Source organism: Streptomyces sp. NPDC039430, from assembly GCF_055639435.1.
The window spans coordinates 386,990-399,800 of sequence record NZ_JBVKAK010000002.1; the positions used below are offsets into that span (position 1 = coordinate 386,990).

The 12,811-nt window shown below is 70.1% G+C and carries 14 protein-coding genes; 2 read left to right on the forward strand and 12 right to left on the reverse strand.

Features of this window, described 5'->3' with window-relative positions; genetic code table 11:
* Nucleotides 1-32: 32 nt before the first annotated feature.
* Entirely contained in the window at nucleotides 33-656 is a 624-nt protein-coding gene (locus ACZ7LS_RS06735; protein WP_382669480.1) for a TetR/AcrR family transcriptional regulator, read from the reverse strand.
* Between the two features lie 61 nt (nucleotides 657-717).
* Nucleotides 718-1,446 carry a PAQR family membrane homeostasis protein TrhA gene (trhA, locus tag ACZ7LS_RS06740; protein WP_385132112.1) on the reverse strand — a complete coding sequence of 243 codons (729 nt, stop codon included), beginning with the start codon at nucleotides 1,444-1,446 and terminating at the stop codon, nucleotides 718-720.
* 252 nt (nucleotides 1,447-1,698) lie between these two features.
* On the opposite strand from trhA, the gene ACZ7LS_RS06745 reads away from it, so the two are divergent.
* Nucleotides 1,699-3,540 carry a phosphoenolpyruvate carboxykinase (GTP) gene (locus ACZ7LS_RS06745; protein WP_382669486.1) on the forward strand — a complete coding sequence of 614 codons (1,842 nt, stop codon included), beginning with the start codon at nucleotides 1,699-1,701 and terminating at the stop codon, nucleotides 3,538-3,540.
* Between the two features lie 167 nt (nucleotides 3,541-3,707).
* Here the strand turns inward: ACZ7LS_RS06745 and ACZ7LS_RS06750 are convergent, their stop codons facing one another.
* The 7 genes from ACZ7LS_RS06750 to ACZ7LS_RS06780 all read right to left on the reverse strand — a co-directional run bounded on the left by ACZ7LS_RS06750 (nucleotide 3,708) and on the right by ACZ7LS_RS06780 (nucleotide 11,043).
* On the reverse strand, nucleotides 3,708-4,313 hold the full coding sequence (locus tag ACZ7LS_RS06750; RefSeq protein ID WP_385132115.1) for a hypothetical protein: 606 nt from the start codon (nucleotides 4,311-4,313) through the stop codon (nucleotides 3,708-3,710).
* A complete protein-coding gene (locus ACZ7LS_RS06755; RefSeq protein ID WP_385132118.1) occupies nucleotides 4,300-5,886 on the reverse strand; it encodes a substrate-binding and vWA domain-containing protein in 1,587 nt (528 codons plus the stop codon). The genes ACZ7LS_RS06750 and ACZ7LS_RS06755 overlap by 14 nt, the downstream gene beginning before the upstream one ends.
* A 65-nt stretch (nucleotides 5,887-5,951) precedes the next feature.
* Nucleotides 5,952-7,142: a toxic anion resistance protein gene (locus tag ACZ7LS_RS06760; RefSeq protein WP_385132121.1), complete on the reverse strand. Its 1,191-nt coding sequence runs from the start codon at nucleotides 7,140-7,142 to the stop codon at nucleotides 5,952-5,954.
* A gap of 76 nt (nucleotides 7,143-7,218) precedes the next feature.
* The gene (locus ACZ7LS_RS06765; protein WP_385132206.1) at nucleotides 7,219-8,343 is read right to left on the reverse strand and encodes a hypothetical protein; all 1,125 of its coding nucleotides are present in this window, start codon (nucleotides 8,341-8,343) and stop codon (nucleotides 7,219-7,221) included.
* Between the two features lie 202 nt (nucleotides 8,344-8,545).
* Nucleotides 8,546-8,932: an SCO4983 family protein gene (locus ACZ7LS_RS06770; RefSeq protein ID WP_382526519.1), complete on the reverse strand. Its 387-nt coding sequence runs from the start codon at nucleotides 8,930-8,932 to the stop codon at nucleotides 8,546-8,548.
* An 87-nt stretch (nucleotides 8,933-9,019) separates the two neighbouring features.
* On the reverse strand, nucleotides 9,020-10,231 hold the full coding sequence (locus ACZ7LS_RS06775) for a pyridoxal phosphate-dependent aminotransferase (protein WP_129770620.1): 1,212 nt from the start codon (nucleotides 10,229-10,231) through the stop codon (nucleotides 9,020-9,022).
* Nucleotides 10,232-10,422: 191 nt separating this feature from the next.
* Nucleotides 10,423-11,043: an HAD family hydrolase gene (locus ACZ7LS_RS06780; RefSeq protein WP_382526516.1), complete on the reverse strand. Its 621-nt coding sequence runs from the start codon at nucleotides 11,041-11,043 to the stop codon at nucleotides 10,423-10,425.
* Nucleotides 11,044-11,266: 223 nt separating this feature from the next.
* Between ACZ7LS_RS06780 and ACZ7LS_RS06785 the strand changes: the two genes are divergently transcribed.
* Entirely contained in the window at nucleotides 11,267-11,614 is a 348-nt protein-coding gene (locus ACZ7LS_RS06785; protein ID WP_382871549.1) for a DoxX family protein, read from the forward strand.
* A 70-nt stretch (nucleotides 11,615-11,684) separates the two neighbouring features.
* On the opposite strand, the gene ACZ7LS_RS06790 is transcribed toward ACZ7LS_RS06785, so the two are convergent.
* The 3 genes from ACZ7LS_RS06790 to ACZ7LS_RS06800 are packed head-to-tail and all read right to left on the reverse strand — an operon-like array spanning nucleotide 11,685 to nucleotide 12,792.
* Nucleotides 11,685-11,954, reverse strand: a complete 270-nt coding sequence (locus tag ACZ7LS_RS06790) for a DUF7848 domain-containing protein (RefSeq protein WP_382526511.1) — start codon at nucleotides 11,952-11,954, stop codon at nucleotides 11,685-11,687.
* Nucleotides 11,951-12,355, reverse strand: a complete 405-nt coding sequence (locus ACZ7LS_RS06795) for a recombinase family protein (protein ID WP_382526508.1) — start codon at nucleotides 12,353-12,355, stop codon at nucleotides 11,951-11,953. The genes ACZ7LS_RS06790 and ACZ7LS_RS06795 overlap by 4 nt, the downstream gene beginning before the upstream one ends.
* The gene (locus ACZ7LS_RS06800; protein ID WP_385132126.1) at nucleotides 12,352-12,792 is read right to left on the reverse strand and encodes an ATP-binding protein; all 441 of its coding nucleotides are present in this window, start codon (nucleotides 12,790-12,792) and stop codon (nucleotides 12,352-12,354) included. Before ACZ7LS_RS06800 ends, ACZ7LS_RS06795 begins: the two co-directional genes overlap by 4 nt.
* Nucleotides 12,793-12,811: the final 19 nt, after the last annotated feature.

Genomic DNA, 12,811 nt, shown 5'->3' on the forward strand with positions numbered 1-12,811 from the left:
GTAGGCAGGTCCGGGGCGTTCTCCCGTACCGGTCAGAGGCGCAGACCGTCGGCGACGCTGTCCAGGGCGTGGCGCACCAGGACGCGCAGATCGTCCTGGTTGCCGTGCTCGCCCCAGTAGAGGGTGACCTCGCGCACCACGCCCAGCATGGCCGCGATGAAGAGCCGCAGCTCCAGATCGTCCGGGGCGCGGCCGGTGCGCTCCGCGAGGACGTCGCCGAGGAGCTTCGCCGACTCCGCCATGGTCTCGGTCATCCTGGCGCGGACGGCCGGGACTTCGATCATCAGCTTCGTGCGCTGTATCGCCTCGTCGTACTCGTTGGTCAGGATGGACTGGAGCGTCTGGTCGAAGAGGAACCGGATGGATTCGAGCGGGGGTTCACCGGCCGGCCGGGAGCGCAGTACGGACGCCATGACCGGGTCGTACTCGTCGGTGAGGACGATGTCCTCCTTGGTCGGGAAGTACCGGAAGACGGTGGACGGGGAGAACTCCGACGCCTCCGCGATCTGCTCGATGGTCGTCGCCTCGTACCCCTGCTCCGCGATCAGCCCCAAGGCGGCCCTGCGGATCGCGGTCCTGGTCTTGAGCTTCTTGCGTTCACGCAGGCCGAGCTGGGGCTGCTGCGCCGTGAGGGGGGTGTGTGAGATGGCGGCCATGCTTCTCATTGTCGGGCATCCCCGGGCACCCGGACCCTGTGCGGACCGTGATCCGTCGTCGTCAGGAGTGCTGGTAAGCCACCAGCGAGATGCCGACGAAGTGCGTGGCGAACGCGGCGAGGGTGAAGGAGTGGAACACCTCGTGGAAGCCGAACCAGCGCGGTGACGGGTTGGGGCGCTTCAGCCCGTAGACCACGCCGCCCGCGCTGTAGAGCAGCCCGCCGACGACCACGAGCACGAGCACGGCGATCCCGCCGGCGCGCATGAAGTCGGGCAGGAAGAAGACGGCGGCCCAGCCCATCGCGATGTAGCACGGGGTGTAGAGCCAGCGCGGCGCGCCGACCCAGAAGACCCGGAAGGCGATGCCCGCGGCGGCGGCGGCCCACACGGCCCAGAGCAGGGTCCGGCCGGTCGAGTCGGGCAGCAGCAGCATGGTCAGCGGGGTGTAGGTGCCCGCGATGATCAGGAAGATATTGGCGTGGTCGAGCCGGCGCAGGACGGCCTCGCCGCGCGGGCCCCAGGTGCCGCGGTGATATATCGCGCTGACACCGAAGAGCAGGCACGCTGTGAAGACGTAGATCCCGCACGCGACCCGCGCGCGGGTCGAGTCGGTCAGGACGATCAGGGCCAGCCCCGCGATCAGCACGGCGGGGAACATTCCCGCGTGCAGCCAGCCGCGCAGTTTCGGTTTGACCGGACTCGGCAGCTGGATCTCGACCGGCCCCCCTTCCGAGCGCGGGGGGTCTGTCCGCGGGGAGCTGTCGAGGGGATCGGGAGCGGCGTTAGTCATGAGGTCATGCTACCTACGGAGCCGTAAGTTACGCCCTGGTACGGAAGATCCGGGGTGCCGTGCGCGTGCCGTCGAGATGACGTATGCGTGCCGCGCGAGTGGCGATGCTCACGTGTGAGGCCCTCTGGACAGATGGGCGGATCAGTCGGATGATCAAATGAGTGCGGTCGGCACCGGATGAGCGGCTACGAAGCATCCGGGTCGCAGCCCCCAAGGGGCACAACCTCAAAGAACCCTCATCAAGGAGCGATCGTGGCGCGCGACATCGCGGCTCCCAGCACCAGCACCGTCCCCACCAACCACCAGGAGCTGATCTCCTGGGTCGACGAGATCGCAGGAATCACGCAGCCGGACAGGGTGGTCTGGTGCGACGGGTCCGAGAGCGAGTACGAGCGCCTGTGCGAGGAGCTCGTCGCCAAGGGCACCTTCACGAAACTCGATCCGATCAAGCGGCCGAACTCCTACTACGCGGCTTCGGACCCCTCCGACGTGGCACGCGTCGAGGACCGCACCTTCATCTGCTCCGAGAAGGAGGAGGACGCGGGCCCGACCAACCACTGGAAGGCGCCGGCGGAGATGCGCGAGATCTTCACGGGGGACGACGGTGTCTTCCGCGGCTCCATGCGCGGCCGGACGATGTACGTCGTGCCGTTCTGCATGGGCCCGCTGGGCTCACCGCTCTCCGCGATCGGCGTCGAGATCACCGACTCCGCGTATGTCGCGGCCTCCATGCGCACCATGACCCGCATGGGACAGCCGGTGCTCGACGAGCTGGGCTCCGACGGCTTCTTCGTGAAGGCGGTCCACACGCTGGGCGCGCCGCTCGCCGAGGGCGAGGCCGATGTGCCGTGGCCGTGCAACTCCACCAAGTACATCTCGCACTTCCCCGAGTCCCGCGAGATCTGGTCGTACGGCTCCGGCTACGGCGGCAACGCCCTGCTGGGCAAGAAGTGCTACGCGCTCCGTATCGCCTCCGTCATGGCGCGTGACGAGGGCTGGCTCGCCGAGCACATGCTGATCCTCAAGCTCACGCCGCCGCAGGGCGAGCCGAAGTACGTCGCCGCGGCCTTCCCCTCGGCGTGCGGCAAGACCAACCTCGCCATGCTGGAGCCCACCATCTCGGGCTGGACCGTGGAGACCATAGGCGACGACATCGCCTGGATGCGGTTCGGCGAGGACGGCCGGCTCTACGCGATCAACCCCGAGGCGGGCTTCTTCGGCGTCGCTCCCGGCACCGGCGAGCACACCAACGCCAACGCCATGAAGACCATGTGGGGCAACTCCGTCTTCACCAACGTCGCGCTCACCGACGACGGCGACATCTGGTGGGAGGGCATGACGGAGGAGCCGCCCGCGCATCTCACCGACTGGAAGGGCAACGACTGGACCCCGGAGTCCGGTACGCCCGCCGCCCACCCCAACGCCCGCTTCACCGTCCCGGCCGGGCAGTGCCCGATCATCGCGCCCGAGTGGGAGGACCCCAAGGGGGTCCCGATCTCGGCGATCCTCTTCGGCGGCCGCCGCGCCTCCGCCGTACCGCTGGTCACCGAGTCCTTCGACTGGCAGCACGGCGTCTTCCTCGGAGCCAACGTCGCCTCCGAGAAGACGGCGGCCGCCGAGGGCAAAGTCGGCGAGCTGCGCCGCGACCCGTTCGCCATGCTGCCGTTCTGCGGCTACAACATGGGCGACTACATGGGCCATTGGGTCAAGGTCGGCGCGGACGCCGCGCGGGAAGGGCGCGAGTCGAAGCTGCCGAAGATCTACTACGTGAACTGGTTCCGCAAGAACGACGCGGGCCAGTTCGTGTGGCCCGGCTTCGGTGAGAACAGCCGCGTCCTGAAGTGGATCGTGGAGCGGCTGGAGGGCACGGCCGAGGGCGTCGAGACCCCGATCGGTATCCTGCCGACCAAGGGGGCCCTGGACACCGAGGGCCTGGCGCTGTCGGAGCCCGAGCTGGACTTCCTGCTCTCGGTCGACAAGGAGGTCTGGCGCGAGGAGGCGGCGCTCGTCCCCGAGCACCTCAACACCTTCGGCGACCACGCGCCCAAGGAACTGTGGGACGAGTACCACGCCCTGGTCGAGCGCCTGGGCTGACGCCCCCGCGCCCCCGCGCCCCCGCACCGGCACCCGCTGCCCCGCACCCCCGGAGCCCCCGCACGGCTCCGGGGGACGCCGCTGTCGTCGGGGCGGTCGTCACGGACCGCATGGTCCGGTTGTCCTCCCGCTCATGGGGCGGGTTCCGGGTCGGCGCATGCCGCTGTTCAGTGCTTGCCCCGGTCCTCCAGGTACCGCGTGTGCGTCTCCTGCCTGCGCGACTCCGCCTCCCGCAGCGCCGTCGCCAGCGCGTGTGCCTCGTCGTACAGCACCGCCAGCTGACGTTCCAGATGGCGTTCCGGCGGCTCGGTGCCCGGCTGGAGACGGGTCCACCAGCGGGTGCGTACGAAGGTGTCCACCGACTCCGGGATGTCCTGGCGGACCGCCCTGGACAGGGTGTGGACCGCCTCCGGGTCCACGGTCAGGGCGTCCGTGACCCAGCCGGGCTCCAGCAGGGCGGCCAGCGTTTCGGTCAGCTCCGTCAGCCGGCCGGCCGCAGCCGGAGGCAGGTCCACCTCGCCCAGATAGGCCATGAGCTGCCCGAAGTCGCCGCGCAGCTCCTCCAGTTGCTCGGAAGGGTCGGTGAAGGGCGGCGCCTCGGGGCGCTCGGGCGGGGCGAGCAGCGCGCCCGCCCCGTACAGCCCGGCGACGACCACCGGCCAGTACGCGCCCGCGAGTCCCGTGAAGGTGAGGGCCAGTCCCGCCAGCCCCGCCGCGCTCCCGGTGAGGTTCTTCCGGGACTCCAGGTATCCCAGGAATCTATTGGTAGCCACGGATCTCCTCGAAGGCCCCGTCGAGCGAGCCGCGCGTCGCGTCGAACAGCCGCCCGCCCGTCAGTTCCGCGATATGCCCCAGCTCCGCGCGGTCCGAGTCGCCGAAGAGTATGGGGAAGACGGGCGTGGCCCGCCGGTCCGCCGGCAGCTTCGCGTAGAAGGCGTCGAAGTCGGCCGGGCCGCTCCCCGCGGTGTTCTCGCCGTCCGTCATCAGCACGATCGAGGTGAAGGCGTCGGCGCCGCCCGTGCCGAGCCGCGCGTACGCCTCCCGCAGGCTGCTGTAGATCGCCGTGTCGCCGGACGCGGTCAGCGACCCGGCGTCCGCACGGATCCCGTCCAGCGCGGCGGCCGGGTCGCGCGGGTCCACCGTATGCGTACGGATCCGCTTCACCGACGAGCCGAACGGCATCAGCGTCACCTCCTCACGGTCCCGGAAGCGCTCCCCGGTCGCGGAGTCGTCCGTGCCGGTGAGCCCGGCCAGCGCCGCCTTGAGCCGGGACAGCCGCGCGCCCTCCATCGAGCCCGAGGTGTCCAGGACGTACACGGTGCGCGAGGGCCGGCGCAGCTGGTTCTCGTACGAGTCGAGCAGCCCGTCCGCGACCGAACGCGAGCCGGGAAAGGGCAGTTCGCGCCGCTTCTCGGCGCCGAGACCCGCCGCGGGCTTCACCGACGGCACGACCGGGCGGCGGAACGTCTCCTCGGTCAGCGCCCGCTGCGCCTCCGGGCCGCGCAGATACGCGGTGAGGGCCTGGCCGGACTCCCGCGCCTCCTGGGGCGCCGACGTCAGCAGCGTCAGCGGGTAGTCGGCGGTCACCACGCCGTCCTTCGGGCGGATCACGGTGAGCCCGGTGTGGCTGTCGCGGTTCATGGAGAGCAGCACCGACTCGTAGTTGACCAGCGCGTCCACGCTGCCGCGCCGGGCGTACGCGGTCGCCAGCCAGCCGGAGGAACCGGAGGTCAGCTTCTGGCCGGCGAAGAACTCCTTCAGCTTGGGCGCCGCCCGGCGCACATCCGCGTCCGTCAGCGCGGACTGCGCGCCCGACAGCCCGGAGGCGACCGAGATCAGCGCCGAGAAACCGGAGTTGGAGCGTACGGGGTCGGTCATCCCGTACGTCAGCTTCCCCGCCAGCACCGCCTGGTGCACCTGCGACCAGGTGACCTCGTCCGGCCGCCAGCCGAGCCGCGCGACGGTGGCAGCCTTGACGCCGAGGGCGACCGGGGAGGACATGACCGAGGTCTCGTTGGTGAGCCGCTGGGCCGTGCCCGGATGCAGCCGCAGATAGTCGTTGGACGACAGCCACACCGCGTCGTACTTCCCGTCGGCCTTGCCGGACGCGATCAGCTCGGCGGCGTCCAGCGTGCCGGTCCAGGTGGGCCGTACCTTCACCCCGGTCTTCCGCTCCGCCTCGTCCAGCACGCCCCGCATGTCGGCGAGTTCGCTGGAGGCGAGCACCCGCAGGGTGCCGGGATGGTACGCGGTGTCCGCGCCGCCGGTCCCGGGATCCTTCGCACCGCCGCCCGACGTGCAGGCGGTGACGGTGACGGCGGCGGTGAGCAGCGCCGCGATCAGCACGGCCGTGAGCCTCGGCCGTCGTCCCACTGAAGGCCGTCTTCCCGTCGCCGAGGGGCGCCATCGCGTCACTGAAGGCCGCCTTCCAGCGCGCCCGCCGACCGGGTCCGCTCCAGATGCGTGCTCGCGGTCCGGAGCTCCGCCGTCAGCGACTCCACGGTCGTCGCCATCGACTCGGTCGCCTGGATCTTGTACGTGTCGATCGCGTCCAGCGTCCGGTAGATCTGCTGGAACGCCGACCGCAGCGTCTCCGCCCCGACCGCCGGGTCCGCCGCGATGCGCTGGATCTCCCCGCTCTGCGTGGCGAGCATCTCCGCGTTGCCCCGGATCAGGTCCTCGGTCGTCGAGCGCAACACGTTCACCTGCTCGGTCACCTTGCGCTGGTTGTCGAGGGCCGAGGCCAGCATCACGGCGATCCGCAGCGCCGAGACCGTGGTGGTCGCGGCCCGGTCGACGCCCTTGATCAGCTCCTCGTTGTTGCGCCGTACGACATCCATCGCCAGATAGCCCTGCGCGCACACCGCGAGCTGGGTCAGCAGGTCCTGGTGCTTCTGCCGGACGGGGAAGAGGACATCGGCGCGCAGCGCGTCGGCCCGCGCGGGGTCGGTCAGGTCGGCCGCCGCGACGCGCTCCACGATCGCGGTGTCGAGCGCGTCGGTGAGGACCGCGTACTCCTGGAGCTTGCCCATGGTCTCCCACAGGCGGGTGCGCTCGGTGTGCAGCGCGGCGTTGTCGCGCCGCAGTTCGTCCTGGCCGCCCCTGAGCGAGCTGACGATCCGGTTCAACGTGGCCTGCGAGGAGGCGTACTTGGCGGCGTGGTCGCGCAGCTTGTTGCCGCCGGGCAGCCTGGAGAGGAGCTTGCGCGCGCCCTTGCCCGGGGTGTCGCGCGGGTCCAGGTCCTCGACCGTACGGCGCAGTTCGACGAGCGAGGACGACACCCGGGACTGCGCGTCCTCGCCGCCGGACGCGAGCGAGCGGACCGTACGGTCCAGCATCCGGTTGGACTGCTGGGCGGCGCCGCGGATCTCACCTGAGCCGAGGGCCGCGATCTCCCCGACGCGCGTGGTGAATTCGGGCGAGCGCGCGTCGAGACCGGCGAGCGAGCCGACATAGTCCGTGGCGCGCCGGGTCATCTCCTCGCGTACGGAGGCGTCGATCGGTACGAGCCCCGCCGCCTGTTCGGTACGTACCGGGGCGACGGGCTCGGGCGGCGTGAGAATCAGCTCGCTCGGCGCTCCCGCCGTGCTCTCTGTGGTCATCTGGTCCCCCTGGATGTGAGCTGAGCCTGAGCATGTGCCGGTGCGCGTGCGGGTGCGGGTGCCGGGAAGGCAGGCATCAGGACCGGCTCCGCCGCGCCATCGCCTGGAGCCACTCGGTGGTGGGCACGGGCGCCTGGTGGACTCCGGCCAGCGTCTGGTTGAGATAGGCCGCGTGGGCCGCGGTCGCCGACGTGAACTCGGCCGCCGCTCCCTGCGGGCGGAAGCCATGGCGTACCGCCAGCTCGCGCAGCCGTGTGTCGGTGGTGAGCAACTCGCCGAGCGCGCGGCCCTCGCCGGTGAGCGGGACGAGGGTGTGGGCGCTGTTGACCGTGGTGTCCGGGTAGAGCACCACCAGGTCCCCGACGTCCTGCTTCTGCAGCAGCAGCGAGGCGACCTGCGACTCGTACACCAGCACCAGCGGATTGCCCGCGCCGCTGATGAAGTCACGGAACGGCGCGTCGGAGCTGGTCTGCTGCGCGCCCTGCGGCGCGATCAGCTTCCTGAGCAGCGGCGCCGTACGGTCCACCCCGGCGGCGTCGGTGACGAGTCCGCCGTTGGCGACGAAGGACGCGGCGGCGAGATAGAGCGCGCCGGAGTTGGAGGTCTCGGGATCGGTGCTGCTGATGAAGACCGTCCCGTTCAGCTCGGCGTGCGCCGAGGCGCCCTTGAGCTGCTGCCAGGTACGGTCCGCGCGGACCGCGTCGAGGAACGGGCGCATCCGCAGCGTGCCGCGCGCCTCCGCGCCCGGCTTCCCGTCGAGGGCTGCCAGTCCGTTGCGCGCCAGGACCTGGGCGACCGGGCGGTGCGCGACGACGACCAGCGGCGAGTAGAAGGGCCGCAGCGGGCTGCCCGGGACCTTGTACGTCGCGTCCAGCGCTGTGGCCGGGGCCTCGGAGGCGGGAAAAGCGAAGTCGTAGCCCTTGAGGGGCAGTTCCTCCATGGCCCAGGAGCCCGAGGTCTCCGTTGTGACGGCGAGGCCCTTGTCCGCCAGGGCCTTCACCACGTCGGGATCGGCGAAGAACTCGCTCTTCTCCGAACCGATCACTCCTCGCACGGTCTTCGTTGCCGTGCCCGTTCCCGTGCGCGTTCCCGCGCCTTCCCGGCCTGCTACGACGGCCGCTGCCACGCCGCCGATCAGCAGCACCGCCAGAACGATTCCCACGATGCGTTTCACGAGGGAAGCGTGCTCCCAGAAGCCTATGTTCTGGGGTGAGTTGGATGTACGTAAGGTGAAGGGCCCATCCCGGTGCGGAACCGGAGGGATCCGTTCATCACCGGAGGATGTGGCGCCGGAGGGTGTGGTGCCGGAGGGTGTGGTGCCGGAGGGTGTGGTGCCGGAAGGTGTGTCGCCGGAGGGTGTGGCGCCCGGTCCGCGCGCCTCCGCGGCCCGTGGACCGGGGCCGTCAGAGGGCGGCGACGAGCCGCGGCTCGCGCAGCGCGGCGGTGTGCGCGTCCATGCGCTCGGCGGAGAGGATCGCCGCGGCGGTGTCGGCGCGCGAGGCGGCGACGACCAGGGCGCGGCCCGCGAGGGCGAGCGCGCGGCGGTGCAGCGCGGCCGGATCGGCGCCGGTGAGTGCCGCGTGCCGGGCCGGCGGGGCCCCGCGCAGCCTGGCGATCTGCGCGGCGATGGACTCGGCGGCCTCGCCGAGACCCAGCTCGTCCGTGACGGCGAGCAGCGCGGAGAGATGCCCGGCGAGCTGGATGTTCAGCTCTTCCTCACGGGTGCGGTGGGGGAAGTCCGCGGTGTCGGCCAGCGCGTGGACCGACTTGGTACGGATCGGCTCGTACATGGGAGGGCCTCCTGGCATGGTCAGGAGACCATCCTACCTTGGATTCAGTCTAAAGTTGAGTGCGGTCCGGAGAATATCGTGACCGGGCTACGGCTGGGAGTACCCCTCCAGGAATGTGCCGATCCTGGTCACCGCGTCCGCCAGATCCTGGGCCGCGGGCAGCGTCACGATCCGGAAGTGGTCCGGCTCCGGCCAGTTGAACCCCGTACCGTGCACGACCATGATCTTCTCGGCGCGCAGCAGATCGAGCACCATCTCCCGGTCGTCCTTGATCTTGTAGACCTTGGGGTCGAGCCGGGGGAAGAGATAGAGCGCGCCCTTGGGCTTCACGCAGGTCACGCCCGGGATCGAGGTGAGCAGGTCGTACGCGGTGTTCCGCTGCTCCAGGATCCGGCCGCCCGGCAGCACCAGGTCCTGGATCGACTGCCGGCCGTTCAGCGCCGTGGCCACCGCGTGCTGCGACGGCATATTGGCGCACAGCCGCATATTGGCCAGGATCGTCAGCCCCTCGATATACGACGCGGCGTGCGCCTTCGGCCCGCAGACCGCCAGCCAGCCGGAGCGGAACCCGGCCACCCGGTAGTTCTTGGAGAGCCCGTTGAAGGTGAGGGTGAGCAGATCGGGCGCGACGGCGGCGGTCGGGGTGTGGGTCGTTCCGTCGTAGAGGATGCGGTCGTAGATCTCGTCGGAGCAGACGATCAGGTTGTGGCGGCGGGCGATCTCGGTGAGCGCGCCGAGCATCTCCTCGCCGTACACGGCGCCGGTCGGATTGTTCGGATTGATGATCACGATCGCTTTGGTCCGATCGGTGATTTTCCGCTCGATGTCGGCGAGGTCCGGCATCCAGTCGGCCTGCTCGTCGCAGCGGTAGTGCACGGCCGTACCGCCCGCGAGCGAGACCGACGCGGTCCACAGCGGATAGTCCGGGGCGGGTACGAGCACCTCGTCGCCGTCGTCCAGCAGCGCCTGCATCGACATCTGGATCAGCTCGGAGACGCCGTTGCCGAGATAGATGTCCTCGACGCCCAGCTCGATGCCCTTGGTCTGGTAGTGCTGCATCACCGCGCGCCGCGCGGACAGCAGCCCCTTGGCGTCGCCATAGCCGTGTGCGCCGGACAGGTTGCGGAGCATGTCCTCAAGGATCTCCGGCGGGCACTCGAAGCCGAAGGCCGCGGGGTTGCCGGTGTTGAGCTTGAGGATGCGGTGGCCCGCTGCTTCCAGCGCCATCGCCTCATCGAGGACCGGGCCCCGGATCTCGTAACAGACGTTGGCGAGCTTCGTCGACTGGATGACCTGCATGGCGGCCACCTTACGGCGCCACGGGCGGGGGTGCTCGGTGGTTTTGGCCACGTCCGAACCGCTTCGCCCCCCGCCGGACCGCGAACGGCGCGGTGGGGAACGCGCGGGAAAAGCAGAGGCCCCGGATGTCAGGAGCCGGGACCTCTGCGCTCAGGGGGTGGGGACGGGGCCGGGCCGGGCGGACGTGCTCCTCATGCTCGCGGCTCGGCGGCGTCCCGCTGGGCGAGGGTTTTCCTCAGCCGGGCGGGGGTGGTGAAGAGGTGGCCGTGCATGCCGGTGTCCCGGGCGGCCCGGATGTTCTCGTCGCGGTCGTCGACGAAGAGGACGCGGCCGGGTTCGAGGCCCAGGGCGCGGAGGCACCACGCGTACGCGGCAGGTTCCGGCTTGGCATGGCCGATGCGGCAGGAGAAGGCGCGTACCTCGAAGTGCTTCAGCCAGCGGTGGTGTTCCTCGTAGTGAACGGCGAGCTCTTCGGGGATGTTGGACAGCAGCGCGATCCGCCGGCCGGCCGCCGCCAACTCGCCGACCAGGGCCACCATGTCGTCGTCGACGGCGCTCCAGCCGGCGAGGTCGGCCTCGATGAGAGCGGCGATCCGGCGGTCGTCGAAGTGGGTGCCGAGGCGGCCGGCCGCTTGGCGCCAGTAGTCGGGACCGGTCACCTCGCCGCGGTCATAAGGGGGGCGGAGCGCCCAGTAGGTCTCCCAGAACGCCGGGTCGGGCACGCCGGCCGTCGCGGTCAGCCGGTCCCTCCCCGCCGGGGACTGAAGCCGTGCGATGACGCCGAACAGATCGAAGAGGACCGTGTCGGTCACGCGATCACGCCTTCTGCTCGGTGGCACCGGCCGCGGTCAGTGCGTCGGTCTGCGCTCATGCCCCACATTGAACATCAGGTGTGTTCGAAATGCCAATTCGCGAACGCATGTGATGTTCGATCGTGCGCGGCGACGCCGGAGTCTGGCGGTGCCAGCTTACTTAAAGTAAGGTACTGAAGGTTTTCCGCCTACGTCTTCTGCCTACGTCCTCCGAGAGGTCATCGTGTTCATCGCCTATGCCGTCGTCGGCATCCTGCTCGCCGCCGCCCTGACCGGTTCCTCCGTCGGCACCTTCACCCGGCAGGAGAAGATCGTCGGCTCGATGCTCGGCCTCGGCGTGCCCGAGAGCTGGCTGCCGCGCCTCGCCACCCTGAAGGCGGCGGGCGCCGTCGGCCTGGTCGTCGGGCTCTGGGTGCCACTGCTCGGCGCCGCCGCCGCGATAGGCGTGGCCCTGTACTTCATCGGCGCCGCCCTCACGCACCTGCGGGCCAAGGACTACGCGATCGCGCCGGTCGTCGTCCTCTTCCTGCTCGCCGTCGCCGCGCTGGTGCTACGGCTGGCCTCGGCCTGAGCGGCCCGGGAGCGACCCGAACACCCCGGCGACCGGCATGCGGTCGCCGGGGCATTCGTCCTGCGGGGGTCTACCGTCGCCCTGGGCGGCTCGGTCCACGGGTCACTCGCCAGAACTGATGAGTGGTGAGCTGGTACCGCTCATGACCCGGGTTCTCCGCCGTGTGGTTCACCGCCCACGCCTCGGTGATCCGCCGGACGTCGTCCACCGGGTCGGAGGTGTCGTTGCAGTCCTCGCACTCCACCATGAACCGCGCCTCGGGCTTGTCGTCACCGGTGTCCGTGCGCAGTACCAGCGAACCGACGCGGTGGATCGGATCGCCCTCGGTCTTCGTCGTCACAGCTCGCGCAGTCCTTCCAGGACGCGCCGCGTGAGCGCGGTGTCGGCCGGATCCGCTGGGCGGGGACGTTCTTCGTCCAGTACGTGCACCTCGGCCGAGAAGCCGAACTCCAGCCGGTCGAGCAGCGCGTTCCGGAGCACGTCGTTCTCGCAGAGAGCGTGTGGGGACGGGAGGATGACGTGGACCGCGCCGGTGGACCGGAGCACTTCGACCAGCTCGTTGAAGGCGTCGAGCGAACCGGGAACGAACTCGTGGTAGATGGCGGTCAGTTGCAGGCCCCGCTCGTCCGCGAAGCGCTTCATGTCCCGTTCGAGCGCATAGGCCTCGTGGTCGTCCGCGTCGGAGAAGACGCGCATATAGCCGTAGGCCAGCGGCCGTTGCTCGTCCGTTTCGGGGTTCATGACGCTTCTCCGTCGAAGGCCGCGTCCGTGGGAGCGGAAATCCGCTTGAACTCGAACCACACGCTCTTGCCGATGACGCGGGGAATCACGCCCCAGCGATCGGTGATCGCGGCGACCACCTGGAGGCCACGGCCGCCGGTGGCATACACGCCGCGCGCTGACTGACGGTTGATCCTGGGCATGCCGCTCGCCCAGTCGCGTACCTCGGCCCGGAGACGGTCTTCGTCCAGGCGGTACGTCACCGTGACGCGGCTGCCCTTCGCGGCGCGGCCGTGCACCACCGCGTTGGTGACCAGTTCGGAGACTGCCATCTCCAGGGAGTCACGTACTGCGAGGAGTTCCCACTTCTCGGCTAACTCGCGAGCGTGTGTACGGGCGATCGCTACTGCCGGTCGATAACGGCGATATTGCGTCAACTTCGTTCGCTGAATGGTCATTGCCACTCCCTGGGGGGCG